Below are 25,427 nucleotides of genomic sequence, written 5' to 3'. Positions count from 1 at the left end.
GGGCGACGAAGCCCGGTCCGTACGGTCACCGGGGGTGCGGAAAGGGCCGGAGAGGTGCCGGACGCCTGGTGCACCCCTCGGAGGCGGATATTCTTGACCGCATGTCTGTCGAGTCGCTGTTTCCCCGCCTGGAAGCGCTCCTGCCCAGGGTGCAGAAGCCGATCCAGTACGTCGGAGGTGAGCTCAACTCGACCGTCAAGGACTGGGACGAGACCACGGTCCGCTGGGCGCTGATGTATCCGGACGCCTACGAGGTCGGGCTGCCCAACCAGGGCGTCCAGATCCTCTACGAGATCCTCAACGAGCTGCCGGAGACACTGGCCGAGCGGACCTACGCGGTCTGGCCGGACCTGGAGGCGCTGATGCGCTCCGAGGGCGTGCCCCAGTTCACGGTCGACGCGCACCGGCCGGTACGGGCGTTCGACGTGCTCGGGCTGTCGTTCTCCACCGAGCTCGGCTACACCAACATGCTGACCGCGCTGGACCTGGCCGGCATCCCGCTGAGGGCGGCCGACCGGGGCGACGAGGACCCGATCGTGCTGGCCGGTGGCCACGCGGCGTTCAACCCCGAGCCGATCGCCGAGTTCCTCGACGCCGCCGTGCTGGGCGACGGGGAGCAGATCGCCATCGCGATCACCGAGGTCATCCGGGAGTGGAAGACCGAGGGCTCGCCCGGCGGCCGGGACGGGCTGCTGATGCGGCTGGCCGAGTCCGGCGGGGTCTACGTGCCGAAGTTCTACGACGTCGACTACCACCCCGACGGCCGTATCCAGCGCGTGGCGCCCAACAGGCCCGGCGTGCCGTGGCGGATCCACAAGCACACGGTCATGGACCTGGACGAGTGGCCGTACCCGAAGAAGCCGCTGGTCCCGCTGGCCGAGACCGTGCACGAGCGGTTCAGCGTGGAGATCTTCCGCGGCTGCACCCGCGGTTGCCGGTTCTGCCAGGCCGGCATGATCACCCGCCCGGTGCGGGAGCGGTCGATCACCACGATCGGCGACATGGTCGAGGCGGGCGTGAAGGCGTCCGGCTTCAACGAGGTCGGCCTGCTGTCGCTGTCGTCGGCGGACCACTCCGAGATCGGCGAGGTGGCCAAGGGGCTGGCGGACCGCTACGAGGGCACCAACACCTCGCTCTCGCTGCCCTCCACCCGGGTCGACGCCTTCAACATCGACCTGGCGAACGAGTTCTCCCGCGGCGGGCGCCGTTCCGGCCTGACGTTCGCCCCGGAGGGCGGCTCGGAGCGGATGCGCAAGGTGATCAACAAGATGGTCACCGAGGAGGACCTCATCCGGACCGTCACCACGGCCTACACCCAGGGCTGGCGGCAGGTGAAGCTCTACTTCATGTGCGGCCTGCCGACCGAGGAGGACGCCGACGTCCTGGGCATCGCCGACCTGGCCAAGAAGGTCATCAAGGCGGGCCGCGAGGCCACCGGGTCGCGCGACGTGCGCTGCACGGTCTCCATCGGCGGGTTCGTGCCCAAGCCGCACACGCCGTTCCAGTGGGCCGGCCAGGCCGACCACGAGACGGTCGACCGCAGGCTGCGGGCGCTGAGGGAGGCATTGCGCGGCGACCGCGAGTACGGCCGTGCCATCGGCATCCGCTACCACGACGGCAAGCCCTCGATCGTGGAAGGCCTGCTCTCCCGCGGTGACCGACGTGTCGGCGAGGTCATCCGCGCGGTGTGGGAGGACGGCGGCCGGTTCGACGGCTGGAGCGAGCACTTCTCCTACCAGCGCTGGATGGACGCCGCCGAGAAGGCCGGGGTGGACGTCGGCTGGTACACCACGCGCGAGCGCGGCGAGAACGAGGTGCTTCCCTGGGACCACCTCGACGCCGGTCTCGACCGCGAATGGCTCTGGCAGGACTGGCAGGACGCGGTCAACGACGTCGAGGTCGAGGACTGCCGGTGGACGCCCTGTTACGACTGCGGCGTCTGCCCCACGATGGGCACCGAGATCCAGATCGGGCCCACCGGGAAGAAGCTGCTGCCACTCACGGTTGTCTGAGGTGGGCGGTGCGTGAGCACCGCCCGCCCGAGAACGACGACCACGACCCGGGAAGGACGACACCGCCCTGAAACCAGCTCCCGACGGGCCGCCGCCCGCGCCCGTGGTGCAGCGCCTTCGAGTGCGCTACGCCAAGCGTGGCCGCCTGCGTTTCACCAGCCACCGCGACATCTCCAGGGCGCTCGAACGAGCCGTCCGGCGGGCCGACGTCCCGGTGGCGTTCAGCGCGGGTTTCTCACCCCATCCGAAGATCTCCTACGTGGGAGGGGCCGCCCCCACCGGTGTCGCCAGCGAGGCCGAGTACCTGGAGATCAGCGTCACGCGCGAGTGCGACCCCGAGCGGCTCAGGATCGCCCTGGACACCTCGCTGCCCGACGGTCTCGACGTGCTCGACGTCGTCGAGGCGGGGAACACGAGCCTGGCCGACCGGATGGAGTGCTCGGCGTGGGAACTGCGGCTGCCGGGAGCCGATCCCGCTCTCGCGGAGGTGGCGGTCGGGAAATTCCTCTCCGCCGATCAGGTCGAGGTCGAACGCCTTACCAAGAAGGGGATACGACGCTTCGACGCCCGCGAGGCCGTGCTGAGCCTTGCGGTATTTGAGGGAAATGAGACAACAGCAGGTCAGGCGTCCGGTCAGCCATGTGTCATACTTCGCATGGTTGTACGGCACGCAACTCCTGCCGTACGACCCGACGACGTTCTCACTGGACTGCGTCTTGTGGCTGACTTCGCGCCGCCGGTGCCCCCCGAGGTGACCAGGCTGGCGCAGGGCCCGCTCGACGTGCACACCGGTGAGCCCGCCGACCCGCTCGGCCTGGACCGCGACACCACGCGCGGCGGCGAAGCGGACCCGGTGGGCAGGCACGTCGGCGGCGACACATAGGACTTGGCGCCGGGCCCCTGGCCTGGCGGACAGTGAGAGACGAGAGCTCCCGCGCGGCGCGGAGACGTGCCCGGGAGCTGAACGGGAGAGCGTCCGCATGCTCGAGAACGAGCCCGAGACCGGGGCCAGCGGCCCCGGCGGGAACACCACGACAGATCAGCCGCGGCCGGTCCGCCGCAGGGCCGCGAGCCGGCCCGCGGGACCTCCGCCGGAGGAGCCGGAGCCGACCCCCGCGGCACGGACCACCGCACCACCGGTGGCCGGGGCCTTCGCGCCCGCAGCCGAGCCGCCTTCATCGGGGGCCGAGGCGTCCGGGCCGGTGACCGCCCGGCCGGTGGACGGCGACCCCGCCGGGTCCGCCGAGGGCACGGAGCCCGCGGAGCCCGTGGAGCCCGTGGCCCCGGAGGCGCCCAAGCGCGCCACCAGGCGCAGGGCCGCCGCGGCCGACGGCACGACCACCACCACGCGCCGCAGCCGCGCCAAGAAGACGGCCGAGCCGGTCGCCGAGCCCGTTCAGGACGTCGATCCGGTGATCGCCGGGCCCACGGGCCCCGCCGAGTCCCTGACGCCGGTCGTGGCCGCTCCCGAGCCGTCCGTCGAGCAGGCGCAGGACGAGCAGCCGCCCGCCGCGCCGGCCCGTCGTACCCGCTCGCGCAAGAAGGCCGTCGTGCAGGAGGCCGCGGCCGAGCCCGCCTTCTCCGAGCCCGCCTTCTCCGAGCCGGCCCCCACGACCGCCGAGCCGGTCGCCGAGCCGGTCGCCGAGCCGACCCCGGAGCCGGTGACGGCGCGGGACGAGGACGTGACCCCCGCCGAGGCCGAGGAGGACGAGGCGGCGCTGCTGCTGGAGCTGCCCGTCGAGGAGCCGTTCGACGACGAGCCCGACGGTGAGGACGTCATCGAGGAGCCCAGGCCCGGCTTGTTCGCGAACCCCTTCGGGCTGACCTCCCAGGAACGTTCCGAGGTGCCCTCGGTGACCTTCCAGGCGCCCGCCGCGGTGTTCCAGCCGCTGTTCCAGGCCCCTGACCCGCAGCTCGCCGCGCAGGCCCCCGCGCGTCCCGCACCCGTCCAGCCGCCCGCGCCGCCGGTCGAGCCCGCCGAGGCCGTGGCCGAGAGCGCCGAGGAGCCCGAGGACGACGACCTGGACGAGGGCGACGACGACGCCGGCGGCCGCCGCCGCAGGCGCCGCAGGGGCGGCCGGGGCCGCGGCAAGACGCGCGACCTGGACGAGGGCGAGGAGACCGAGGCCGAGCAGGCCGACGAGGACCGCTCCGAGGCCGACGCCGACGACGAGAACGAGAGCGGCAGCTCGCGCCGGCGCCGTCGCAGGCGCCGCAGGGGCACCGACGAGGTCGCCGAGGTGCCGGACGACCCGCCCAACACGGTGGTGCGCATCCGCGCCCCCCGCGCCGGGCGCAGCACCTCGGTGGACGAGGTGCAGAGCGTGCGCGGCTCCACCCGCCTGGAGGCCAAGAAGCAGCGCCGCCGCGAGGGGCGCGAGCTGGGCCGCAGGCGTCCGCCGATCATCACCGAGTCGGAGTTCCTGGCCCGCCGGGAGTCGGTCGAGCGGATGATGGTGGTCCGCCGTACCGGTGGCCGCACCCAGATCGCGGTGCTGGAGGACAACGTCCTCGTCGAGCACTACGTCAACCGCGAGGCGAGCCAGTCGTACGTGGGCAACGTCTACCTCGGCAAGGTGCAGAACGTGCTGCCGAGCATGGAGGCGGCGTTCGTCGACATCGGCAAGGGCCGCAACGCGGTCCTGTACGCCGGAGAGGTGAACTTCGACACCGCGGGGCTGGAGGGCCAGCCCAAGCGGATCGAGGTGGCGCTGAAGTCGGGCCAGTCGGTGCTGGTGCAGGTCACCAAGGACCCCATGGGGCACAAGGGCGCCCGGCTGACCAGCCAGATCAGCCTGCCGGGACGCTACCTGGTCTACGTGCCCGACGGCTCGATGACCGGGATCAGCCGCAAGCTCCCCGACAAGGAGCGCACCCGCCTCAAGAGCATCCTGAAGAAGGTCATGCCGGAGAACGCGGGCGTCATCGTCCGCACGGCCGCCGAGGGCGCCTCCGAGGAGGAGCTCGCCCGCGACGTGGCCAGGCTCTCGGCGCAGTGGGAGAACATCCAGCGCAAGGCCAAGTCGGCCAGCGCGCCGGAGCTGCTCTCCTCCGAGCCGGACCTGACCGTCCGGGTGGTCCGCGACGTGTTCAACGAGGACTTCGCCTCGCTGGTCGTGGCCGGTGAGGACGTCTGGGAGACCGTCGACGAGTACGTCCGCTACGTCGCCCCGCACCTGGCCGACCGGCTCAGCCGGTGGGAGGAGAGCGGCGACGTCTTCGCGGCCTACCGGATCGACGAGCAGATCGCCAAGGCGATGGAGCGCAAGGTCTGGCTGCCCAGCGGCGGCTCGCTGGTGATCGACCGGACCGAGGCCATGACGGTGGTCGACGTCAACACCGGCAAGTTCACCGGCCAGGGCGGCAACCTGGAGGAGACGGTCACCCGCAACAACCTGGAGGCGGCCGAGGAGATCGTCCGCCAGCTCCGGCTCCGTGACATCGGCGGCATCATCGTGATCGACTTCATCGACATGGTGCTGGAGAACAACCGGGACCTGGTGCTGCGGCGGCTGCTGGAGTGCCTGGCCCGCGACCGTACCAAGCACCAGGTCGCCGAGGTCACCTCGCTGGGCCTGGTGCAGATGACGCGCAAGCGGGTCGGCCAGGGCCTGCTGGAGGCGTTCTCCACCGTCTGCGAATGCTGCAACGGCCGCGGCCTGCACGTCTCGACCGAGCCGGTCGAGGCCAAGCCCGAGCCGCGCGGCACCCAGGGCAAGATGGCGGTCGAGAAGGCCGTGTCCGAGAAGCTCGGCAAGGACGGTAACCACGCGGTGGCGGCCGGTGACCAGTCGGGCCGTGATACGGTGACCGATGCGCTTGACGGCGTCCAGAACGAGGACGGTCAGGCAGCGCAGGCTTCTGGCCGGGGGCGGAGACGCTCCCGCAAGGCCAGGCCGGCCGAGTAGGTCCCGTCCGGAGATCTCGCCGCGACGAGGTCCGGCCAGGTGGTTCCCGCGGGGCGGTGAGGGGTTCGTGACATGTCACGGGCTTCCGCACCACCCCGGAGGGCGTCGCCGGGCCGGTCGTCGCGGGCGGGGATCCCGCGGGACGGGACCTGAGGCCGGCACCCCCGACGTTCCGCCCGGTTCGACCAGGACACCGTGAATCCGGTACTCTGGTGAACCGGTGCGCTCATGGCGCGCCCTGTTCGCGCGCCTACCCGGTACGTCATCAACGACCACAGCCGGATGCGGGGCGCAGCATCCAGCGAGCAAGCAGTCAAAGAAGGGTTCCGCGGTGTACGCGATCGTTCGTTGCGGCGGCAGGCAGCAGAAGGTCTCCGTCGGTGACGTCCTTGAGGTGGACAAGGTCGCCGGCGAGGTCGGTTCCACGGTTTCGCTGCCGACGGTCCTCGTCGTCAACGACGGCGACGTGACCACCGAGGCGGGCAAGTTCACGGTCGCCGCCGAGATCATCGGTGAGACCAAGGGTCCGAAGATCCGGATCCTGAAGTACAAGAACAAGTCGGGGTACAAGAAGCGCCAGGGTCACCGCCAGCGGTACACCCAGGTGAAGATCACCGGCATCGACCAGGCCTGAGTTTCGGGAGTTTTGCGAGATGGCACACAAGAAGGGCGCGTCGTCCACTCGGAACGGCCGCGACTCCAACGCCCAGCGACTCGGTGTGAAGCGCTTCGGCGGTCAGCTGGTCAACGCCGGCGAGATCATCGTCCGTCAGCGCGGCACCCACTTCCACCCCGGCGACAACGTCGGCCGTGGCAGTGACGACACGCTGTTCGCACTGGCCGCGGGCCACGTGCTGTTCGGCGTCAAGCGCGGACGCCGCGCGGTGAGCATCGTTCCGGTCACCGTTCCGGCCGCGGAGTAGATTCGCGCCGAAAGACGTTCACGGCAGGGGTGGATCGCATACAGCGGTCCGCCCCTGTTCGCGTTTTCAGGAAATTGCCGTAGATAGGGGTAGAAAACAGCATGCCGGACTTTGTGGACCAGGTGGTCCTGCACATCAAGGCCGGTGACGGGGGGAACGGCTGTGCCTCTGTGCATCGGGAGAAGTTCAAGCCCCTGGGAGGGCCGGACGGAGGCAACGGCGGCCGGGGCGGCAACGTGATCCTGGAGGTCGCCGCCAACACCGCGACGCTCCTGGAGTACCACCACCGCCCGCACCGCAAGGCCGAGAACGGCAAGCAGGGGGGTGGCTCCAACCGCGACGGCGCCAACGGCGCCGACATCATCATCCCGGTGCCGGACGGCACCGTGGTCAAGGACGCCACCACCGGCGAGGTGCTGATCGACCTCATCGGGGTGGGCACCCGCTACGTGATCGCCGAGGGCGGCCACGGCGGGCTCGGCAACGCCGCGCTGGCCTCGGCCAAGCGCAAGGCCCCCGGCTTCGCGCTGCTGGGCGAGCCCGGCGACGAGCTCGACGTGATGCTGGAGATGAAGAGCGTCGCCGACGTGGCGCTGGTCGGCTTCCCCAGCGCGGGCAAGTCCTCCCTGATCGCCGCGCTCTCCGCGGCCCGCCCCAAGATCGCCGACTACCCGTTCACCACGCTGGTGCCCAACCTCGGGGTGGTCACCGCGGGCGACACGATCTTCACCGTCGCCGACGTGCCCGGCCTGATCCCCGGGGCCTCGCAGGGCAAGGGGCTGGGCCACGAGTTCCTGCGCCACGTCGAGCGGTGCAACACGCTCGTGCACGTGATCGACTGCGCCACCATGGAGCCGGGCCGCGACCCGATCAGCGACTACGAGGTGATCGAGGCCGAGCTGGCCGCGTACGGGAAGCTGGAGGACCGGCCGCGGCTGGCGGTGCTCAACAAGTCCGACGTGCCCGACGCCAGGGAGCTGGCCGAGATCGTCACGCCGATGCTCGTCGAGCGCGGCCTGCGGGTCTTCTCGATCTCCGCGGCCACCCACGAGGGCCTCAAGGAGCTGACCTACGCCATGGGCGAGATGGTCGCCGCGGCCAGGGCCGCCGCGCCGGTGCCCGAGCCGACCCGCCTGGTGATCAGGCCCAGGCAGCACGGCGACACCGGATTCGCGGTCCGCCGGATCGACGACGACACCTTCCAGGTCACCGGGGTCAAGCCGGAGCGGTGGATCCGCCAGACCGACTTCACCAACGACGAGGCCGTGGGGTACCTGGCCGACCGGCTGGAGCGGCTCGGCGTGGAGGAGGAGCTCACCAAGGCCGGTGCCAAGGCCGGGGCCGAGGTGATCATCGGTTCCATGGAGAACGGGTACATCTTCGACTGGCAGCCGACGCTCAACGCCGAGGCCGTGCGCCAGGGGCCGCGCGGTTCGGACAACCGGCTCGGCGGGCAGTGACCGCTCCCCGATGCCGCTCCTGTCAGTGCCGCTCTCTCCGGTGACCGTCGCAGACGGTGATCGTCGTCGAAAGGTGCCCGTCGTGGACGCTGCGCGCGAACGGATCCGTACGGCCGCACGCCTGGTCGTGAAGGTGGGTTCGTCCTCGCTCACCACCCCGCAGGGAATGATCGACGTCGACCGGGTGGACGCCCTGGTCGACGTGCTGGCCGCCCGGCGGGGGGCGGGAACCCAGATCGTGCTGGTCTCCTCGGGGGCGATCGCGGCCGGGCTGGGCCCGCTGGGGCTGTCGGCGCGCCCGCGCGACCTGGCGACCCAGCAGGCCGCCGCCTCGGTGGGTCAGGGCGTGCTGGTGGCCCGCTACACCTCCTCCTTCGCCCGGTACGGCCTGCGCGTCGGCCAGGTGCTGCTGACCGCCGACGACATGATGCGCCGCTCGCACCACGTCAACGCCGAGCGCACGCTGGCCCGGCTGCTGGAGCTGGGCATCGTCCCGGTGGTCAACGAGAACGACACCGTGGCCACCGACGAGATCCGCTTCGGCGACAACGACCGGCTCGCCGCGCTGGTCGCCCACCTGACCCGGGCCGACGCGCTGGTGCTGCTGTCGGACGTGGACGCCCTCTACGACGGTGATCCCCGCCGTCCGGGTGCCCGCAGGCTCACCGACGTACGCGGGCCCGCCGATCTGGTCGGGGTCGAGCTCGGCAAGGGGGGAGCGGTCGGCACCGGCGGCATGGTCACCAAGGTGCAGGCCGCCACGATCGCCACCGGCGCGGGGGTCCCCGTGGTGCTGACCGCGGCCGCGCACGCGGCCCAGGCGCTGGCCGGGACCGACGTCGGCACCTACTTCCACCCGGGCGGGCGTCACCCGGGCACCCGCCTGCTCTGGCTGGCCCACGCCACCACCGGCCGGGGCCGGCTCCACCTGGACTCCGGCGCGGTCGAGGCCGTGGTGGGCCGGCGCATGTCGCTGCTGCCCGCCGGGGTCACCGGTGTCGAGGGCGAGTTCGCGGCCGGTGACCCGGTGGACCTGTGCGGGCCGCGCGGCCGGGTGGTCGCGCGCGGCCTGGTCAACTTCGACGCGGCCGAGATCCCCGGCCTGCTCGGCCGCTCCACCCGGGAGCTGGCGGCCAGCATGGGCCCGGAGTACGAGCGAGAGCTGATCCACCGCGACGACATCGTCATACTGGAAACCCACAACTAGTTCTTTTGGAGCGCGAAGATGTCCGAGGACTTCCTGAAGGTGGCCCTGGCGGCCAAAGAGGCCGCCGCCGAGCTGGCCCCGCTGCCGAGGGCGCCGAAGGACGCCGCGCTCCGGGTGGTCGCCGACGCGCTGGTGGCCGCGTCCGCAGAGATCGTCGCGGCCAACGCGCTCGACGTGCGCCGGGCGGGCGAGAACGGCGTGTCCGAGTACATGATCGACCGTCTCCGCCTGGACGAGGCCAGGATCGCCTCGATCGCCGAGGCGGTCCGCCAGGTGGCCGACCTGCCCGACCCGGTGGGCGAGGTGGTCCGGGGCAACACCCTGCCCAACGGGCTGGAGCTGCGCCAGGTGCGGGTCCCGCTGGGGGTCATCGGCATCGTCTACGAGGGCCGTCCCAACGTGACCGTGGACGCGGCGGCGCTCTGCCTGAAAAGCGGCAACGCCACCCTGCTGCGCGGCTCGTCCAGCGCGTACGAGTCCAACACGGTGCTGGTGAGGGTCATGCAGGAGGCGCTGGCGGGCACCGAGGTGCCGGCCGGGGCGGTCCAGCTGGTCCCGGGGACGTCCCGCGACTCGGTCAAGGAGCTCATGCGGGCCCGCGGCCTGGTGGACGTGCTGATCCCGCGCGGCGGCGCGTCGCTGATCAACTCGGTGGTGGAGGAGTCCACGGTCCCGGTGATCGAGACCGGGGTGGGCAACTGCCACGTCTACGTCGACGCGGACGCCGACGTCGAGCTCGCCGTGCAGATCCTGCTCAACTCCAAGGTCCAGCGGCCCTCGGTGTGCAACGCCGCCGAGACGGTGCTGGTGCACGCGGCCGTCGCCGACGCCTTCGTGCCGCGGGCGCTGGCCGCGCTGGCCGCCGAGGGCGTGACGGTGCACGGGGACGCCCGGATCGCGGCCTACGGCGACGTGGTGGCGGCCGGGGAGGAGGACTTCCGGACGGAGTACCTCTCGCTGGACATCGCCGCCGCCGTGGTCGACTCCCTGGACGAGGCGGTCGCGCACATCAGGAGGTACGGCTCGGCGCACACCGAGGCGATCGTGACCCGCTCGGTCGGCGCGGCGCGCAGGTTCGTCTCCCTGGTCGACTCCGCGGCGGTGGCGGTCAACGCCTCCACCCGGTTCACCGACGGCGGGGAGTTCGGGTTCGGCGCGGAGATCGGCATCTCCACGCAGAAGCTGCACGCGCGCGGCCCGATGGGCCTGCCGGAGCTGACCTCCACCAAGTGGGTCTACACCGGTGAGGGCCAGCTGCGCACCGCGCAGGGCACGGTCCTGGCCTCGACCGAGGCCTGTTCCCGGTAGCGCGACGACCGGCCTTCCGGCAGGCCGGTCGGGTGTGGTGTCCCGGCGGCACGGGTGCCGCCGGGACGTAGGGACGCCGGTGGGCGAGCCTGCCGGTTCGGCGGGCAGGTGGCGAGGGCGGCCCCTATGGTGTGACGGGCGCTCCGTGAGGGCTCGCACGACCCGTCGCGATTACTCGTAGTTATGGTGTGTCGCTCCGGGTAATCGGCATAGCTTATGGTTTGACTGGACTCCATGGAAATCGGAGTTGCATTCCTATTTATAGCTCTTGTTCTTTTTGGGGCTGATCGGGTGCTGCTGGTCCTGGAGAGCCGCGGCCATGTCACCTGGCGCCGGAGCAGGCGGCGTGACCTGTCGGCCGAGCCCACGGCCGGTCTCGACAGCCTGCTGGAGGACCCGGTCCGCCGGCCGCAGGACGGTCCCTGAGGCGCTTCACACGATCCGTCCCGGCCGGCCGGGTGGGGGAGGGGGCGCGGATCCGGCCGTACGGCGGCCTGCGTCACGGGGGACGGGTGCGTCCCGATGACGGGACACTTTCCGCAACTCCGGCGTGCCGCCGGGAAAACATCACTCTCGCCCGCTATGGTGTGGTCTCCTATGGCTGGAGAGCAGGGAAGCGAGCATGAGCGAGCGACCCGATAGGCGCAGCGGTCCCTGACCCATGTGGCCGACGCAGGAGGTCACGTGGGTCGTCTCGGGCGGGTCGGTCCTTACACGTTGCTGGAGCGTCTCGGCCGCGGCGGCATGGGCGAGGTCTACCTCGCCTCCGGGCGCCGGGGCGACAGCGTCGCGCTCAAGGTCCTCCACGACATGGTCGACGCCGACTTCGAGGCCCGCATACGGCTGGAGCGGGAGGTCCGCGCGCTCCGCAGGGTCGAGAGCCCCTACGTCGCCCGCGTCGTCGACGCCGACCTCGAGGGGGAGCGTCCCTACCTGGTCATGCAGTACATCGAGGGGGAGACCCTCCTGGAGCGGGTGCGCCGCGCAGGTCCCGTGGAGGGCGGCGGGCTGCTCACGCTCGCGCACGGCCTGGCCACCGCCCTGTCGATCATCCACGCGGCCGGGGTGGTCCACCGCGACCTCAAACCCGCCAACGTGCTGGTCGGCGAGGACGACGAGCCGGTGCTCATCGACTTCGGCATCGCCCACGTGCTGGACGCCACCCGGCTGACGCTGACCGGCACCTTCCTCGGCACCCCCGGCTACGCCGCCCCCGAGCTGTTCGCCGACGAGCCGGTGGGCGAGCCCGCCGACGTGCACGCCTGGGCGGCCACCGTGGCCTTCGCCGCGACCGGGCGCCCCACCTTCGGCCGGGGCACGGTCGAGGCGCAGATGTACGCGATCCTCAACGGGCAGGCCGACCTGGAGGGTGTCCCGGCCGCGCTGCTCCCCCTGATCCGCGCGGCCCTGCACCGCGAGCCCGCCAAGCGCCCCACCGCGGCCCAGCTGTGCGGCCGTCTCGGCCGTCTCGTCCGGGTGGCCCCGGAGGCGTCCCGCAGGCCGGGGCCGGCGGCCGGGAAGCAGGGGGCACGGGCCGGGGCCAGGGGCGACGCCGCCGGGAGCGACCGGCCGCCCCCCGGAACCGGTGAGACCGCCCGCGCCGGGCGGGGCCAGGCACCGGAGAGCGCGCGTACCGGCCGGGGATCGGTCTCCGAGGCCCCGCGTACGGGCCGGGGCTCCGTGTCCGACGCTCCGCGCGCCGGGCGAGGGGCGGTCTCCGAGACCTCTCGGTCCGGGCGGAGCGCCGCCGCGGAGAGCGCGCGCGCCGAGCGGGCCGCCACGGCCGAAGGCGCGCGTCCCGGGCGCCGGACCCCCGGAGGCACCGGGACCGTGCGGCGCGGGCCGGTGAGGAACCGCCCGGACAAGGCGGCCGGGGAGCCCGGAGCGCGAAGCGGGTCGGGGCCGCTGCCCGCGGGTAACGCGTCGCTGCTGTTGCTGGCGGTCCTCGCGGTGCCGTGCGTCGTGGCCACGGTCCTGTGGCCGGTGGCCACCTTCGCCGTGACCGCCCTGTTCACCACGCTGGCCCGGACGCTCTGGGTCGGGCACCGGCTGGTCAGGAGGCGCCGGTCGGCCAGGGCCCGGGCCGCGCTGCGGGTGGCGGGCTTCCCGTTCGTCCTCGCCGGTTCGCTGCTGACCGCCCTGGTGTGGCCGGGACTGCCTGCGGCGGCCCTGGCCGGGGCGGCGCTCTGGCTGACCTTCGGCGGCTCGCTGCCGCCGCACTGGTGGGAGGTCCCCGCGCCGGTCGCCCTGGCCGGGGTGGTGTTCGGTGTCGTCTGCGGCGGCGTGCTCGGCCGGGAGATCGAACGGATCGGGGCCGAGCTGGTCGAGCTCCGCAAGGAGGGGCTCCGCGCGCTGGCCGTGCTGGGCGGGTTCGTCGCCCTGTGCTCCGCGGCCGTACAGGCGATCGCCCTGCTGGTGTAGGGGCAGGGCCCGGGTCCGGGAAACCGGGTCCGGGCCCTGTGAGACGGCCGAGGCCGGGGCGGGAGGTCTAGGAGACCTTGGAGGAGGGGGCGCTCCAGGTGTTGCAGGCGCCCGGGTCGGCTTCGGCGTAACCGCGGGCCGACCAGGACACCCGGGTCGAGCCCTTGCCGAAGGTCCGGTCCTCACCCTTGTGGTCGCCGCTGGCCTTCAGGACGCCCGTCAGCTTCTTCCAGTCCCGGCTGCCGCGGCCGAGGGAGTCCTGGACGCTCCGGACGAACACGGCGCCCAGGCAGTCGCTCTGCAGGCTGTAGCGGCGGTTCTGCTCGTGCAGTTCGCCCTTGTTCCTGTACGGCGCCTTCTCGTACGCCGTGACGATGCCCGCCAGGCCCATCACGTGGCTTCCGTACAGCGCGCCCGTGGCGTGCAGCATCCAGAGGTCGTCGGTGCCCTGGAGCCAGTCCCGGCCGAGCCGGATCATGATCGTTCGCGACTGGAGGCAGTACATGGCGTACGATCCCGGTTCGGTCTCCAGCGTGTAGCCGCAGTACTTCTTCGGCAGCTTGTCGAAGAACACGACCTTCGGCTTGGCGAACGAGATCCCCGCGGCCGTGAGGTGCCCCTCCCACGCGGTGTCCAGGCAGCCGACGACGGCCCGGATGTACCGCTTGGCCTGGGCGCGGGAACCGTCCTTGATCGGCGGTTCGGTGCAGGTGGAGTCCGCGAGCCTGCCGGAGCCGTACAGGGAGTTCTCCGTCAGGGTCGAGTCCTTGATCGGGTAGGCGTGCGCCGTGCCCGTCAGGAGCATCGCGGCCGCCCCGGCCATAGCGATGATCATGCGAATTCTCATGAGAAACGATGGTAGGGGTAATGCTCGGCACCACAGTGGGCAAAGGAATTCTTTTTCGGTGTCCCGCCGTGGTCCGTCGCGTGAACCGGCCTGCCGGGCGCGTTCGCCGGGCGGGCCGCGTTTTCGCCGTCCGCGCCCTGTGCCGGGCGGGCCGCGTTTCCGTCCGGCCCCGGTCCTGCCCGCCGGGCGTGCTCAGGGCGGCGGCGCGGGCGGGGGAGCTCAGGAAAAAGGGCCCGGGTGACGATCCCCGGACCCCTTCGGTGGCACCCTCCGTCAATTTCCATCGCGGCGGGAGAAGCGGTTGAAGATGCGCTCCCCGGCGTTGACGGCACCCTCGGCGACGTCGCGCAGGACACCGATGAACGGGTCCTGCGACTGGGACCACGATTCCCGGTAGGAACGCGCGGCGGCCTTGATCTCCTCGGAGATCTTCGCGTTGGAGTCGTCGGCGCGGCGAGGGTACTCGCCGCCGACGATCCTGGTGTACTCCCCGCCGCGGCTCCACTTGTCGAGCTCGGCGACCCGGGAGACGGCGAACGGGTGGGTGGTCCCCAGCAGGTTGAGGACCTTGAGCAGGCCGTCGCGGACGTCGCCTGCGGTGTCGTACTCCCGGGCCTGGTCCAGGAAGGCCTCGACGTTCATCTCGTGCAGGCGCGAGCCTCCGGCGAGCTTCATCAGGGCGCGCATCGCGGCGTCCGGGTCCTGGCCGCAGAGCAGGCCGCCACGGTCGGCGGAGAGCTCGGACTTGCGGTGCCACTCCTCCAGGCCGGCCACGATCGCGCGCAGGCCGATGTAGCCGAGCGGGATCCAGGCGACCCGGGTGGCCAGGCGGGTGAGGATGTCGAGCATGGTGCGGTACACCGCGTGACCCGACAGGATGTGGGCGGTCTCGTGGCCGATGGCGAAGCGCTGCTCCTCGGAGTCCATCAGGTCGAGGAGGCCGGTCGTGACGACGATGAACGGGTCGTCGAAGCCGATCGCCTTCGCCTGCACCAGCGGGCTCTGCTGGACGTAGACCTCGGGAATGCGGTGCAGGTCGAGCGTGTAGGCCGCGTCGCGGCCCATGTCGTGCAGTGCTCGGAACTGCGTGTCACTGGTCCGTACGGCCGAGGCGAGGTAGATCAGGCGCAGGCGGCGCTCGCTGACCAGGCCGGACATCTGCTTGAGCACCGTGTCGAACCCGCTGAGCGACCGGAGGGCGACCAGCGCGGACCTGTCGGCGGGATGTTCGTAGGCACGTGAGCTGATGCCGGGGAGCTGCACGCGGTTGCGATCCGGGGTGGTGGTCATGCCCGGCATGCTACGTCGGCCTCGCCTGCCCTGCGCGGGGGGTGATTAAAAGCCGCGTGTGGCTTGCGCGTATGGTCCGTTTCATGATGAACGCGGCTACCGGCGGGACACGGCGGCGCCTGGGGGTCATGGGCGGCACCTTCGACCCCATCCACCACGGTCACCTGGTCGCGGCCAGTGAGGTCGCCCACCACTTCGATCTCGACGAGGTGGTCTTCGTGCCGACCGGGAAACCGTGGCAGAAGGCCGACAGGACCGTCTCGGCCGCCGAGGACCGCTATCTGATGACGGTCATCGCGACCGCCTCCAACCCGCGCTTCTCGGTGAGCCGCGTCGACATCGACCGGCCCGGCCCGACCTTCACCATCGACACCCTCAGGGAGGTCTCCGAGGCCTGGGGACCCGACGTCGACCTGTTCTTCATCACCGGCGCCGACGCCCTCGCCCAGATCCTGAGCTGGCACAACGTCGACGAGCTGTTCACCATCGCCCATTTCGTGGGCGCCACCCGGCCCGGTCACGTGCTGCACGACCCGGGCCTGCCGCACGGCAAGGTGAGCCTGGTGGAGATCCCCGCGCTGGCCATCTCCTCCTCGGAGTGCCGCACCCGGGTGGCCTCGGGGGAACCGATCTGGTACCTCGTCCCCGACGGGATCGTCCAGTACATCAACAAGCGCGGCCTTTACCGAGGACCGGAGGACTGACCAGGGCTTTCACCGTCCTGCCTCCGGTTCAGGGCACATCGAGGGCACATCGGCGAAGACGGAGTCGACGGCGGCTCTCGCCCGGTCGTCGGCGTCCGGCCACAGATGCGCATAGATGTTCAAGGTCGTCACAGCCGAGCTGTGGCCCAGCAGGTGCTGGATGGTCTTGACGCTCTCGCCGTACCGAATCAAGGCCGAGGCGTAGGTATGGCGGCAGACGTGCAGCCCGGTTCCCTGGGGGATGCCGACCGTGTCGGCCGCCAGCCGCCAGATGTCGCTCCACGTTCCCCGCTTGATCGGTGTGCCGCGCGATGTCGTGAACACCAACTCGGCCTCCCGCAGGAACGGTTGCCGGGGATTGGTCCGATCGATGATCTCGACTGCCTTCGCGGGGAACTCCTCGAGATGGGTTGTGAGAATGGTCGTGACGCTGTCAGACAGGGGGATCGTGCGATGACTCTTGGGTGTTTTGGGGGGCCCGAGGTAGACCTCATTGCCCTTTGCCGCGCTGGTGATGAGTTGCTGTTCGACCTTGAGGATCCTGCGCTGAAGGTCGATCTTCCCGATTTCAAGTCCGAAGATCTCGGAAGGGCGTAGACCCGTCCCTACAGCGGTCAGCACGATGGCTCGGTATCGGGCAGGGACGGCGTTCGCGAGTGCCATGACGGTCTGCACATCCAGCGGTGTGATCTTCCTTGTCTCCGGAGCAGGTAACCGGATGCCGACGCACGGCGAGTGCCCGATGACCCGGTCCCGGACGGCCGCCAGGAAGATCGAGCTCACGTAGCCGTACAGGACGTGCACGGTGGAGGGGGCGAGCTCCTCCGAGCATCGCCGTATAAGCGTCTGTACGTGCCCAGGACGGACGGAGGCCATGGTCTGCTCACCGAGTACCGGGTAGACATGGATGCGCAGCGCACGGTCCACCAGGGTGACGGTGGACTCCCTGTGCACCTGGCTCGTCCGCCACTGCTCGGCGAACTCCCGGAATCTGATCTTGCCACGGGCGGCATCTACGTACTGGCCCGAGGAGAGATCACTCTTGGTCTTCGCGTCGAACGTGTCGGCGGCCGACCGTTTCGTGAAGTTCCTCTTCCGCTGTTCGCCTCGGTCGTCTCGCCAGCGGACCTGCCAGCGCTCACCCTTGCCGTGGTCAATGGTGGGGGTTCGACCGTGCTCGGAGCACTTCGGGTCACCTGGCTTGGGGTGGGACTTGTGCCAGCGGTCGTAGACGGTCATGACTGCTCACGCACCCATGCATAGATCTCCTCGGGCAGGTAGCGCACATGACGACCCACTTTGTAGCCCTTAGGTCCTTTGCCGAGGTAACGCCACTGATAGAGGGTGTTCACCGGTAGGCCCAGGAAGTCGGACAGCCGTTGGACATCCCACATGCGTTCGTCGGTGGTCGTGCTCATAAGGCCTCCTCCATTGGGAGGATCACCGAGACGCCGGTGAGTGCGGCGGCGAGGAGTGCGTCACCGAGGGAGTGCCCCTTTCCGGCGTACTCCCATTCGGCGATGACGAGGACGGTGTCCTCGTCGAAGAGGGCAGCCGGCCGGTGGTGATCTCCTCGTCGCGGGCGTAGGTGGTGCGGTCGGCGCGGATGTCGCCGAGGGTGGTGGAGTAGTGGCGAGAACGGGTGGAGAAGTGGCCGCGGAAGCCGAGCATGTGGGCCCATTGGGTCAGCCGGAGGTCGGCCAGTTCGTCGAGGGCGCCGAGGCGCCGGCATTCGGCGATGAGGCGGCGGGGGTGTTCGCGGAGGTTGAAGGCGGCCAGGTCGTCGAGGGGGTTGATGCGTCGATCGAGGGTGCCGACGCATTCGGCGGCCTTGGTGGCGTACTTGGCGATGTAGCCGGCAACGGCCTGGTCGGTGAGGTCGCCGTCCAGGGTGATCGGGCGGGTGTCGATCTGTTCGCCCCAGTGCAGCACGCGGGCGGGTGCGTCGAGGACGGCCGGAGCGGTGACAGAGACGACGGAGGCGGCATGCCGTACGGCGTCCGTCAGGGTGTCGGTGGTGGCCCAGGCCGGAGGCGGGGAGGTGGGACCGTCAGGGCCGTCGAGGCGAATGACGGCGTGGAAGTGGACGACGCCACGTCGCTGGTACTCGGCGACCTTGGCGAAGGAGACGGTGGCCTGCTCGCGCAGTTCCCACAGGGCCAGGCCGGCGGCTTTGGCGACGCGGCGGCGCAGGGCGTCGGTGAAGTACCGCCACAGTTGCGGGGCCAGGGCGTTGAAAAGCACCGAGCCTTCGTAGTCGTAGCAGTCCGGGCAGAGCGGTTCACCGAGGCAGGTCTCGTCGGCGCGGTGCCGGGCCGTGCAGGACATGACCCGGCCGTGCGGGCAGGTGGGGGCGTCACGGCGGGCGTGACAGGGCAGCGCTTTGCCGTTCGTCTCCCGGCGGGTGTGCACGGTGCCGAAGGACGGGGCGGTGAGGGTGATGAACAGGCACGGGTGTGCGGTGACGGTTTCGGGGACGCCCTTGCCGCCGGCCAGGCCCGCGCGGATGAGCTGGTAGGTGTCGGCGCGGTAGGTCTCGGCGCAGGCCGGGCAACGGGAGGCGCGGCGGGTCTTGCACGGGACGCGAAGGATGCCCTCAGGTTCGGTGCGGGTGCTGTAGCGGTGGAGCAGTTCGCCGGTGGCCCGGTCGATGTGGTCGACGCGACCTCGCAGGTGGATCGGCTGGCGGCAGCCGTTCGTTGCGCGGACCTGGGCGGCCCAGCGGGTGTAGTCCGGGTCGTGCAGTCGGGTGATCATGCCCCTGATCGCGTGCGGGATGGCCGTGGATGCGGGCAAGATGAAGACCTCCTTTCACTCGTTGGGGTGCGAAGGGGATGGCCCCCGACCTGGCAGATGTCTTGGCGGATGTACGGCCAGGCCGGGGGCGCCGACGACTCTCAGCAGAAGCCGAGACCGTCGCAGTAGGAGCAGGTGTCGCCGTAGGAGTCGAGGCCACCCCCGCCACACAGGCAGCGCCAGCGGTGCGGCGTGGCCGGAGAGAGCGGTTCCCGCTCGCAGATGGGCAGGGCGATTGCTTCATGGCCAGCATCAGACGACATCGGCGACTCCCAGGTAGGCGGCCAGGTCCCGCAGCCCCTTGACCACGACGGGTCGGTGCTCGGGGTCGGTCATCGTGGTTCTCCTTGTCTCTGGGCGGGTTCGGTGACGGTGTGCAGGCTGCGGAGCAGGTCGGTGGCGAGTTGGTCGGAGACGCCCAGTCGGGCGCGAAGCGTGTCGGCGGTGATGGGTCGGCCGTGTTGGGTGTGGTGTTCGGTGGCCACGCGGCGGGCGAAGGTGACCAGCGCCGGGGACGGTCCAGTTGAGTCGTCGGGGACGGCGTCGGCGGCGGGGGTGAGTTCGGGGATCGGAGGCGTGGGGGCCGGTGTGGTGGAGGCAGTGACCGTCACCGCGGACGAGGGGGCGGGGCGAGGAGCGGTGGCGCGGCGTTCCAGCATCGAGACCGCGATGAGGAACGCCCCGGCGGGTGTGGCGGCGACCAGCCAGCCCCATACCGATGCTTCGGCCTGGTGCAGGTTGGCCGCCAGGGACAGCAGGACGCCGCCGGCCAGGACGAGCGCCGGCCAGGAGACCGGTCCGGAGCGCTGGCGTCCGGTCTTGGCGTCGCGCTGGCGTTCGCGGGCGGCCATGACGCAGGTGAGGTCGACGCAGACGGCCACGGCCCAGGCCATCCAGCCGTGTTGTCCGTGCTGGGTGGCGGTGTCGTGGATGTGGGTGAACGATCCGGCATCCGCGATGGCGGCCAGGATGAGGACCGGCCCGGAGTCGAGCAGGTAGCGGGCGAGGTGTCGCATCGTGTCCCCCTTTCTGGTCGGGTCGGTTGGTTCAGGCGTCGAGGAGTTCGGTCAGGTCGAGCTCGCTCGTGGCCGCGTCGTGGATGCCGGAGGTGATGTCGGCCCAGGCCGGGGTGAGGTCTGAGTACATGCGGGCGGCGTGTTCGGCGGCCTGCTCGGAGACGTAGAAGGAGCGGGCGCGGTACCACTGGCCGTCCTGGCCGGCCACGATCGCGACACCGGGCGTCTCGGCAGGGATCGCGCGGGCAGAGACCAGCGCGGCGGGGTCGAGGTCGCCTAGGGTCATGGTTGCGGTCTCCGGGTCATTGACCCGGTGGCAGATGCGGCCCGAGCACTGAGCGCGCAGGGCGGTGACGCCGGGGCCGAGGTCGGAGCCGATGCGCTGGCCGCAGCAGAACAAGTAGATGCCGAAGGCCCGCCCGAGCTGGGCTACGCGGAGCAGCGCGGTTGAGGTCTTGGCGATCTCGTCTTTCTCGCTCTTGTCGGCCATCAGGTACAGCTCGGCGAGCTCGTCGACCAGGACCACGATGGGGATCGGCCGTACGCCGGGTGGGAGTTGCCAGATGTTGCGGGCGCCTGCCGTACGGCACAGGCCCATCCGGTCGATCATCAGTCCCACCAGGTTGTCGAGCAGGCCGACCGACTCGGCGCGGGAGGTGGCCAGTGCCGACAGGCGTGAGGCATAGGGGGTGAACTCCACGCCGCCTTTGAGATCGAAGCCGACCAGCGCCACCGGCTGCGGGGCCAGGCCGACGATCAGGGCGTTGGCGAGGTTGGATTTCCCGGACTGGGTCGCTCCGGCGTTGAGCCAGTGCGGCACGGTGCGAAAGTCGATCTCCCAAGGCTTGCCGGTCTCCAGCCGTCCCACGGTGACCTTGAGCAATTCGGAGGAGGGTGGCAGGTCGGCGACCCGAACGAGAGGATCGCGCATGGTCGTGGCCAGGACGACCCGTCCGGGGCGAGGTGAGGAGACGCGGACGGCGTGGACCCGCCAGGAGTGGGCGAGTCGTTCGGCGGCCTTGGTGTAGTCCTCGGGGATCTGGCCTTCCAGCAGGTGGAGGGTGACGCGCCAGCCATGCCGGGTGGGCAGGGGCAGCCACATCCACGGCTTGGTGTCGACGGCGATGCGCTGGAAGCGGCGGCGGACTTTGACCAGGCCGGTGGAGGCAACCGCGCCGGGGGTGAGGGTGAACCACCAGCGCTGGCGCTTCTTGGTCAGGCCGCAGCCGAGGGCGACCTTGCGCCAGGTGGCGCGGACGGAAAGAGCCATGAGCGGGTAGCCGGCCACCAGCCAGAAGGAGCGGTAGTGCCAGCGCCGCCAGGCCCACAGTCCGGCCACCACGACGGCCAGGACCACGCTTGCATCGAGGAATGTGAGCAGCAGGTCATCGCGCAAGAGTGCTCACCTCCATCGGGAGGATCGAGGCGGCGCGGTAGCTGATGCCCCAGCGGACTTCGCCGTTGCGGGTCTGCTCCCAGACGAAGCCGACCAGGTCGACGGGGTGGACGGGCATGCCGAGGGTGACGGGCGGTTCGCCGGAGGTGTTGACGCGGATCAGCTCGATGCGGCCGGTCGCGTCGATGGCCGACATGGCGACCTCGTAGACGGGGTTGCCGCTCTTGTCGGTCTTGATCTCGCCGGTGTCCTTGTTGACCAGGCGGGGGCGGGGTGCGGCGACGCAGACGAACTGCAGTTTGGCGGTGTCGACGGGGATGGGGATGTTGCGCATGGTGTGGGACCTCCTATTCGACGTAGCCAACATAGTTAACCTGGTTGGCTCGGTTGTCAACGTTCTCATGGTTGGCTTGGTTGCGCGTCTGTGCTGAACTAGGAGCAAGCAGACGGCGGAAGAGGGACGGATGGTCAAGAACACCGGGCGGCCCGGCTACCTGCAGATCGCCGATGATCTGCGTGAGCAGATCCGCGCCGGCGCCCTGGCCCCCGGAGCCCCGCTGCCGTCCACCACCCAGCTCGCCGAGCGCTATGAGGCCTCGTTGAGCGTGGTGAAACTCGCCGTCGGCGTCCTGCGCAACGAGGGCCTGGTGATCGGCCAGCAGGGCAAGGGCGTCTTTGTCCGGGAGGGCGCCGCGCCGGCGCCGGCCTCGTCGGATGAGCTGACCGAGATCCGCGCCACCCTGCACGACCTGTCGGAACGGCTCGCCCGGGTCGAGTCTGCTCTGAACGACCGCCCGTAGGCGGTATGTGCGGTCATCCGCGGACGTGGCAGCCGGTCACCCGCCGCGCCAGGACCGCCGAACGGGTCGGCGCGGCCGTGCGAAGGCTCATGCACCGGTCCTCCTTGCGCATCCCGATCAGAACGAGCGTGTAACCGACGACCACGACGGTCGTGAGCACCAGGGCGACGATGAGAGGGATCGCGCTCACGTCCAGATCACCCCCGCCTCCACGGTGCCGCGCGGGTAGCCGACCGGGCGCCGAACCTCACCGCGCCGCTTACTCGCCTTACGTCGCTTGGCCTGCCGCCGCAGCCAGCGTGCCGAGGCGTGGCACTTCCGGCAGAGCGTCTGTCCTTCCTCCACGGCCGCGCCGCAGGCGCAGACCGGTCCCTCCTCCAGCGAGGCCATCAGGTCGATCATGGTCGTGTCTCCCTTCGTCGAGTCGGTGTCGTGCGGTGTGACACCGAGAATCCGCCCGAAGGGTGGGACGAGATCACTACAGGACGGGACATGTTCGGGACGTCCGGCATACGATGTCCAGGTCCCCGGACGTCCCTGACGGGCAGGTGAGATGGCGAACGAGCGGCTGCGCGCGGCGCTGTTGGCGAAGGGTATGAGCGTCGCCGTACTGGCCGAGGCCATCGCGGTTGACCCCAAGACCGTCGAGCGGTGGATCACCAAGGGACGCGAGCCGTACCGGAAACACCGATTCGCCGTGGCGTCGCTGCTGGGTACGGACGAGACCTACCTGTGGCCGCAGGCCCTCAGCCAAGAGCAGGTCGTGGCCGCGTCCGAGAGTGAGATCATCAATGTGTACCCGCACCGGTGGACGATGCCCCGGGGTGCGTGGGAGGGCCTGTTCCGCGGCGCGTCAGAAAAGATCGACATCCTGGTGTACGTCGGGATGTTCCTCGCCGAGGATGCCGGGCTGATCCGGCTTCTCGCCGAGAGGGGAAGGTCCGGGGCCCGGCTTCGCGTCCTGCTCGGCGACCCGGAATCCGAGGAAGTGATCCGGCGTAGCGCCGATGAGGGCATCGGCAAGGACGCGATCTCAGCGAAGATCCGGAGCGTGCTCTCCCTGTACGCGCCGTTGCGCGAGGTGGCCGAGTTCCGGATGCACGGCACGACGCTCTACAACTCGATCTTCCGGGCGGACGACCAGGTTCTCGTGAACACGCACGTGTACGGCGAGGTGGCCTCCAACGCCCCCGTGCTGCACCTGCGCCGGGTGGCCGGCGGGGACATGGTGACCACGTACCTGGACAGTTTCGACAAGATATGGAACGAAGCCCGCCCGGTAGAGTGGTGATCATGTCTCGGCGGATCGACTATCACGACGACCCCGGCGCCCCCACGCCCAACAGCATGGTTCCGTCCGTGAACGCGGTGGTCACCAACGACGCCGGCGACATTTTGATGATCCACCGCACCGACAACGACAACTGGGCACTCCCCGGGGGGGCGATCGATCTGGGCGAGTCGGTCCCGCAGGCCGCGGTACGCGAGACGGCCGAGGAGACCGGGATCACGTGCGAGATCACCGGAATGGTCGGGATCTACACCGACCCCCGGCACGTGATCCTCTACACGTCCAACGGCGAGGCCCGGCAGGAGTTCTCCATCGTGCTCACCGCACGTGCCATCGGGGGATCACCGACGACGAGCAGCGAGTCACGCGAAGTGCGATGGGTCCCGCGCGAGGACGTCCTGTCCCTCCCGATGGACCGGGCGATGCGGATGCGGATCGAGCACTACCTGAAGGACGCCGACCTACCTCACATCGGCTAGCGCCGCTTCAACAGAGACGACCGCGGCCAGAAGCAACGGTTCGTTGATGCCGATGACGCGGGTCACCAGGTCGCCGGGACCGTAGCGGGCACGGATCTCCGCCAGGCGCTCATGCACGGTGAACCGCTCGCCCTTCGGGCCGGTGGTGATGTCGCAGTAGATGAGCGCTTCGGACAGTTCGGGCCGTCCCTCACGGAACTCGGCGGTCAACAGGTCGACCAGACCGCGCTCCCGAGCCTCGTTGACCGCACCCGAGTGGTAGGCCACCAGGCCGCACAACGTGTCGTCGGCCCGCTCGATGTCTCGCAGGTATCGGGCACCGTCGAGCGGATGAAAGCCGGTGTCGACGAGATCGGGTGCGTAACCGATGTCATGCAGCCAGGCCGCGGTGATCAGCAGATCAGCGTGTTTCCCGAGGATCGGCGTCAGCGAGACGGCACGCGCGGCCACCCCTTGCGTGTGCGCCCAGCGGCGCGGCAACGGCTCCTTGAGAAGATGTTCGGCCAGCTCACAAGCCCATTCGGCGTGTCCCATGCGGTTCACGATAAATGCCGACCCCCGGAGGACGACCAGAGCGAGAGCGAGACGTCTCAAGACGTCTCAGAGTTGGGCCGACCGGACGAACCGGCCCTTACCGTGTTCGGCGACGATCAGCCCTTCGCGCTCCAGCTCAGCCAAGGCATGACGGACGGTGTTGCGCGAGGCCCGATGCCGACGGCGCAGCGCATGCTCGCTGGGCAGCGTGGCGCCGACGGGAAACGCGCCTGCGCGGATCTGTTCACGCAAGGCGCGAGCGATCACCTGATAGCGGTAGGTCGCCTGCAGATCTGGGGCATCACCTCTCACGACACGTCCTTTGCCGGGCAGGGTGACGATCAAGCCTTCGTCCTCCAGGACGGCTAAGCCACGACGGGCCGTGGACCGGGCGATGCGGAACTGGTCGACGAGGGCCATCTCTGAGGGCAGGACGCTGCCCGGCGGGTACGCGCCCGTGGTGATCTGGTCGCGGAGCCAATCGGCGAGCAGGTGGTAGACCCGCCCGCCGGTCAGCCATCTGTTTTCGCTGTGGGACATCGTCGCCGAGCTCAGGAACGATAAGCGTTGACGATCTGACCCAGATCCAGGCCGAGCTCTCCCTGCTCGCCGTCGCGCCAGCCGGCCTGGGCCGCCTCAGCGATCCGATCGGCGGCGGGGAACAGCTTCAGGCACGAGACCCGCTCGTCGTGCTGATCGCCCCAGTAGAACCACAGGAACGGCAGATGAACGTAGACGCGGCGAGGGCGGAATGTGCTGTCGGTGACGTCCAGGCACGGTCGATCCTTGCTGTCGGTGATCAGGACCGCGATGATCTCCCGGTTGATCAGCTCGTTGCGGAGTGCGGTGAGCAACTCGACCTGATAGGCGTACTGGTTCTCTTTCACGGTGGCCATGGATGAAGGACTCCCATCGGATGGTGAGGGCGGAGTCCCGGGTGGGCGGGGCTCCATGCCGACGAGCTTCGCTGTCCGGTAGGGACTCGGGCACCGCAAGTTAGGGACGTCTAGGGACGTCTTATGTTAGCGTCGCAGG

28 protein-coding genes are annotated in these 25,427 nt (G+C 70.3%); 14 read left to right on the top strand and 14 right to left on the bottom strand.

Going from position 1 to position 25,427, the window contains the following annotated elements; translation table 11 throughout:
* Positions 1 to 101 precede the first annotated feature (101 nt).
* The 10 genes from ACIBCT_RS10715 to ACIBCT_RS10670 all read left to right on the top strand — a co-directional run bounded on the left by ACIBCT_RS10715 (position 102) and on the right by ACIBCT_RS10670 (position 13,239).
* Positions 102 to 2,012, top strand: a complete 1,911-nt coding sequence (locus tag ACIBCT_RS10715) for a TIGR03960 family B12-binding radical SAM protein (RefSeq protein WP_399187152.1) — start codon at positions 102 to 104, stop codon at positions 2,010 to 2,012.
* A 103-nt stretch (positions 2,013 to 2,115) separates the two neighbouring features.
* A complete protein-coding gene (locus ACIBCT_RS10710) occupies positions 2,116 to 2,895 on the top strand; it encodes a TIGR03936 family radical SAM-associated protein (protein WP_399187151.1) in 780 nt (259 codons plus the stop codon).
* A 97-nt stretch (positions 2,896 to 2,992) separates the two neighbouring features.
* A complete protein-coding gene (locus tag ACIBCT_RS10705; RefSeq protein ID WP_399187150.1) occupies positions 2,993 to 5,920 on the top strand; it encodes an Rne/Rng family ribonuclease in 2,928 nt (975 codons plus the stop codon).
* Between the two features lie 331 nt (positions 5,921 to 6,251).
* Positions 6,252 to 6,554, top strand: coding sequence for a 50S ribosomal protein L21 (rplU, locus tag ACIBCT_RS10700; RefSeq protein ID WP_399187149.1), 303 nt, complete (start codon positions 6,252 to 6,254; stop codon positions 6,552 to 6,554).
* 19 nt (positions 6,555 to 6,573) lie between these two features.
* Positions 6,574 to 6,843: a 50S ribosomal protein L27 gene (rpmA, locus tag ACIBCT_RS10695; protein WP_344895807.1), complete on the top strand. Its 270-nt coding sequence runs from the start codon at positions 6,574 to 6,576 to the stop codon at positions 6,841 to 6,843.
* 101 nt (positions 6,844 to 6,944) lie between these two features.
* Positions 6,945 to 8,303 (top strand): GTPase ObgE, encoded by a 1,359-nt coding sequence (gene obgE / locus ACIBCT_RS10690; RefSeq protein WP_399187148.1) that lies wholly within the window; start codon positions 6,945 to 6,947, stop codon positions 8,301 to 8,303.
* Between the two features lie 82 nt (positions 8,304 to 8,385).
* Positions 8,386 to 9,510, top strand: coding sequence for a glutamate 5-kinase (gene proB / locus ACIBCT_RS10685; RefSeq protein ID WP_344895813.1), 1,125 nt, complete (start codon positions 8,386 to 8,388; stop codon positions 9,508 to 9,510).
* 18 nt (positions 9,511 to 9,528) lie between these two features.
* Positions 9,529 to 10,818, top strand: a complete 1,290-nt coding sequence (locus ACIBCT_RS10680; RefSeq protein WP_399187146.1) for a glutamate-5-semialdehyde dehydrogenase — start codon at positions 9,529 to 9,531, stop codon at positions 10,816 to 10,818.
* Positions 10,819 to 11,109: 291 nt separating this feature from the next.
* A complete protein-coding gene (locus ACIBCT_RS10675; protein WP_399187145.1) occupies positions 11,110 to 11,244 on the top strand; it encodes a hypothetical protein in 135 nt (44 codons plus the stop codon).
* Between the two features lie 258 nt (positions 11,245 to 11,502).
* Positions 11,503 to 13,239: a serine/threonine-protein kinase gene (locus ACIBCT_RS10670; RefSeq protein WP_399187144.1), complete on the top strand. Its 1,737-nt coding sequence runs from the start codon at positions 11,503 to 11,505 to the stop codon at positions 13,237 to 13,239.
* Positions 13,240 to 13,306: 67 nt separating this feature from the next.
* On the opposite strand, the gene ACIBCT_RS10665 is transcribed toward ACIBCT_RS10670, so the two are convergent.
* On the bottom strand, positions 13,307 to 14,086 hold the full coding sequence (locus tag ACIBCT_RS10665) for a neutral zinc metallopeptidase (RefSeq protein WP_399187143.1): 780 nt from the start codon (positions 14,084 to 14,086) through the stop codon (positions 13,307 to 13,309).
* Positions 14,087 to 14,359: 273 nt separating this feature from the next.
* Positions 14,360 to 15,385, bottom strand: coding sequence for a M48 family metallopeptidase (locus tag ACIBCT_RS10660; protein WP_399187142.1), 1,026 nt, complete (start codon positions 15,383 to 15,385; stop codon positions 14,360 to 14,362).
* Between the two features lie 74 nt (positions 15,386 to 15,459).
* Between ACIBCT_RS10660 and nadD the strand changes: the two genes are divergently transcribed.
* Entirely contained in the window at positions 15,460 to 16,080 is a 621-nt protein-coding gene (gene nadD / locus ACIBCT_RS10655) for a nicotinate-nucleotide adenylyltransferase (protein WP_399187141.1), read from the top strand.
* A gap of 9 nt (positions 16,081 to 16,089) precedes the next feature.
* Here the strand turns inward: nadD and ACIBCT_RS10650 are convergent, their stop codons facing one another.
* The 7 genes from ACIBCT_RS10650 to ACIBCT_RS10620 all read right to left on the bottom strand — a co-directional run bounded on the left by ACIBCT_RS10650 (position 16,090) and on the right by ACIBCT_RS10620 (position 21,622).
* Positions 16,090 to 17,319 carry a tyrosine-type recombinase/integrase gene (locus ACIBCT_RS10650; RefSeq protein WP_399187140.1) on the bottom strand — a complete coding sequence of 410 codons (1,230 nt, stop codon included), beginning with the start codon at positions 17,317 to 17,319 and terminating at the stop codon, positions 16,090 to 16,092.
* Positions 17,316 to 17,498 carry a helix-turn-helix transcriptional regulator gene (locus ACIBCT_RS10645; protein ID WP_399187139.1) on the bottom strand — a complete coding sequence of 61 codons (183 nt, stop codon included), beginning with the start codon at positions 17,496 to 17,498 and terminating at the stop codon, positions 17,316 to 17,318. Before ACIBCT_RS10645 ends, ACIBCT_RS10650 begins: the two co-directional genes overlap by 4 nt.
* 22 nt (positions 17,499 to 17,520) lie before the next feature.
* Positions 17,521 to 18,876 carry a replication initiator gene (locus tag ACIBCT_RS10640; RefSeq protein WP_399187138.1) on the bottom strand — a complete coding sequence of 452 codons (1,356 nt, stop codon included), beginning with the start codon at positions 18,874 to 18,876 and terminating at the stop codon, positions 17,521 to 17,523.
* Positions 18,877 to 18,977: 101 nt separating this feature from the next.
* On the bottom strand, positions 18,978 to 19,139 hold the full coding sequence (locus ACIBCT_RS10635) for a hypothetical protein (protein WP_399187137.1): 162 nt from the start codon (positions 19,137 to 19,139) through the stop codon (positions 18,978 to 18,980).
* Between the two features lie 69 nt (positions 19,140 to 19,208).
* The gene (locus ACIBCT_RS10630; protein WP_399187136.1) at positions 19,209 to 19,892 is read right to left on the bottom strand and encodes a DUF2637 domain-containing protein; all 684 of its coding nucleotides are present in this window, start codon (positions 19,890 to 19,892) and stop codon (positions 19,209 to 19,211) included.
* 31 nt (positions 19,893 to 19,923) lie between these two features.
* Positions 19,924 to 21,288, bottom strand: a complete 1,365-nt coding sequence (locus ACIBCT_RS10625; RefSeq protein ID WP_399187135.1) for an FtsK/SpoIIIE domain-containing protein — start codon at positions 21,286 to 21,288, stop codon at positions 19,924 to 19,926.
* Positions 21,278 to 21,622, bottom strand: a complete 345-nt coding sequence (locus tag ACIBCT_RS10620; RefSeq protein WP_362806054.1) for a hypothetical protein — start codon at positions 21,620 to 21,622, stop codon at positions 21,278 to 21,280. Before ACIBCT_RS10620 ends, ACIBCT_RS10625 begins: the two co-directional genes overlap by 11 nt.
* 130 nt (positions 21,623 to 21,752) lie before the next feature.
* Here ACIBCT_RS10620 and ACIBCT_RS10615 point away from each other — a divergent pair, with 130 nt between their 5' ends.
* Positions 21,753 to 22,088, top strand: coding sequence for a winged helix-turn-helix domain-containing protein (locus ACIBCT_RS10615; protein ID WP_399187134.1), 336 nt, complete (start codon positions 21,753 to 21,755; stop codon positions 22,086 to 22,088).
* Positions 22,089 to 22,101: 13 nt separating this feature from the next.
* On the opposite strand, the gene ACIBCT_RS10610 is transcribed toward ACIBCT_RS10615, so the two are convergent.
* Together ACIBCT_RS10610 and ACIBCT_RS10605 are read right to left on the bottom strand one after the other, a co-directional pair.
* Entirely contained in the window at positions 22,102 to 22,278 is a 177-nt protein-coding gene (locus tag ACIBCT_RS10610; RefSeq protein ID WP_399187133.1) for a hypothetical protein, read from the bottom strand.
* A complete protein-coding gene (locus ACIBCT_RS10605; protein WP_399187132.1) occupies positions 22,275 to 22,490 on the bottom strand; it encodes a hypothetical protein in 216 nt (71 codons plus the stop codon). Before ACIBCT_RS10605 ends, ACIBCT_RS10610 begins: the two co-directional genes overlap by 4 nt.
* Positions 22,491 to 22,641: 151 nt before the next feature.
* On the opposite strand from ACIBCT_RS10605, the gene ACIBCT_RS10600 reads away from it, so the two are divergent.
* On the top strand, positions 22,642 to 23,379 hold the full coding sequence (locus ACIBCT_RS10600) for an XRE family transcriptional regulator (protein ID WP_362806046.1): 738 nt from the start codon (positions 22,642 to 22,644) through the stop codon (positions 23,377 to 23,379).
* Between the two features lie 2 nt (positions 23,380 to 23,381).
* Positions 23,382 to 23,858, top strand: a complete 477-nt coding sequence (locus ACIBCT_RS10595) for an NUDIX hydrolase (RefSeq protein ID WP_399187131.1) — start codon at positions 23,382 to 23,384, stop codon at positions 23,856 to 23,858.
* Here ACIBCT_RS10595 and ACIBCT_RS10590 read toward each other — a convergent pair.
* From ACIBCT_RS10590 to ACIBCT_RS10580, 3 genes are all read right to left on the bottom strand, one after another.
* Positions 23,841 to 24,392 carry an HD domain-containing protein gene (locus ACIBCT_RS10590; protein WP_399187130.1) on the bottom strand — a complete coding sequence of 184 codons (552 nt, stop codon included), beginning with the start codon at positions 24,390 to 24,392 and terminating at the stop codon, positions 23,841 to 23,843. The genes ACIBCT_RS10595 and ACIBCT_RS10590 overlap by 18 nt on opposite strands.
* Before the next feature lie 66 nt (positions 24,393 to 24,458).
* Positions 24,459 to 24,932 (bottom strand): GntR family transcriptional regulator, encoded by a 474-nt coding sequence (locus ACIBCT_RS10585; protein ID WP_399187129.1) that lies wholly within the window; start codon positions 24,930 to 24,932, stop codon positions 24,459 to 24,461.
* 11 nt (positions 24,933 to 24,943) lie between these two features.
* The gene (locus ACIBCT_RS10580) at positions 24,944 to 25,288 is read right to left on the bottom strand and encodes a hypothetical protein (RefSeq protein WP_399187128.1); all 345 of its coding nucleotides are present in this window, start codon (positions 25,286 to 25,288) and stop codon (positions 24,944 to 24,946) included.
* Positions 25,289 to 25,427 lie beyond the last annotated feature (139 nt).

Source organism: Streptosporangium sp. NPDC050855 (genome assembly GCF_044456585.1).
Classification (GTDB): domain Bacteria; phylum Actinomycetota; class Actinomycetes; order Streptosporangiales; family Streptosporangiaceae; genus Streptosporangium; species Streptosporangium longisporum.
The sequence above is the reverse complement of the archived record's forward strand: the minus strand, read 5'-3'. Positions and strand labels throughout refer to the sequence as shown.

Coding starts and splice junctions, on each gene's coding strand:
- ACIBCT_RS10715 (WP_399187152.1), top strand. CDS start 102: ATGTCTGTCGAGTCGCTGTTTCCCCGCCTGGAAGCGCTCCTGCCCAGG.
- ACIBCT_RS10705 (WP_399187150.1), top strand. CDS start 2,993: ATGCTCGAGAACGAGCCCGAGACCGGGGCCAGCGGCCCCGGCGGGAAC.
- rpmA (WP_344895807.1), top strand. CDS start 6,574: ATGGCACACAAGAAGGGCGCGTCGTCCACTCGGAACGGCCGCGACTCC.
- obgE (WP_399187148.1), top strand. CDS start 6,945: ATGCCGGACTTTGTGGACCAGGTGGTCCTGCACATCAAGGCCGGTGAC.
- ACIBCT_RS10680 (WP_399187146.1), top strand. CDS start 9,529: ATGTCCGAGGACTTCCTGAAGGTGGCCCTGGCGGCCAAAGAGGCCGCC.
- ACIBCT_RS10665 (WP_399187143.1), bottom strand. CDS start 14,086: ATGAGAATTCGCATGATCATCGCTATGGCCGGGGCGGCCGCGATGCTC.
- ACIBCT_RS10660 (WP_399187142.1), bottom strand. CDS start 15,385: ATGCCGGGCATGACCACCACCCCGGATCGCAACCGCGTGCAGCTCCCC.
- nadD (WP_399187141.1), top strand. CDS start 15,460: ATGATGAACGCGGCTACCGGCGGGACACGGCGGCGCCTGGGGGTCATG.
- ACIBCT_RS10650 (WP_399187140.1), bottom strand. CDS start 17,319: ATGACCGTCTACGACCGCTGGCACAAGTCCCACCCCAAGCCAGGTGAC.
- ACIBCT_RS10645 (WP_399187139.1), bottom strand. CDS start 17,498: ATGAGCACGACCACCGACGAACGCATGTGGGATGTCCAACGGCTGTCC.
- ACIBCT_RS10635 (WP_399187137.1), bottom strand. CDS start 19,139: ATGTCGTCTGATGCTGGCCATGAAGCAATCGCCCTGCCCATCTGCGAG.
- ACIBCT_RS10630 (WP_399187136.1), bottom strand. CDS start 19,892: ATGCGACACCTCGCCCGCTACCTGCTCGACTCCGGGCCGGTCCTCATC.
- ACIBCT_RS10620 (WP_362806054.1), bottom strand. CDS start 21,622: ATGCGCAACATCCCCATCCCCGTCGACACCGCCAAACTGCAGTTCGTC.
- ACIBCT_RS10615 (WP_399187134.1), top strand. CDS start 21,753: ATGGTCAAGAACACCGGGCGGCCCGGCTACCTGCAGATCGCCGATGAT.
- ACIBCT_RS10605 (WP_399187132.1), bottom strand. CDS start 22,490: ATGATCGACCTGATGGCCTCGCTGGAGGAGGGACCGGTCTGCGCCTGC.
- ACIBCT_RS10600 (WP_362806046.1), top strand. CDS start 22,642: ATGGCGAACGAGCGGCTGCGCGCGGCGCTGTTGGCGAAGGGTATGAGC.
- ACIBCT_RS10595 (WP_399187131.1), top strand. CDS start 23,382: ATGTCTCGGCGGATCGACTATCACGACGACCCCGGCGCCCCCACGCCC.
- ACIBCT_RS10590 (WP_399187130.1), bottom strand. CDS start 24,392: ATGGGACACGCCGAATGGGCTTGTGAGCTGGCCGAACATCTTCTCAAG.
- ACIBCT_RS10585 (WP_399187129.1), bottom strand. CDS start 24,932: ATGTCCCACAGCGAAAACAGATGGCTGACCGGCGGGCGGGTCTACCAC.
- ACIBCT_RS10580 (WP_399187128.1), bottom strand. CDS start 25,288: ATGGCCACCGTGAAAGAGAACCAGTACGCCTATCAGGTCGAGTTGCTC.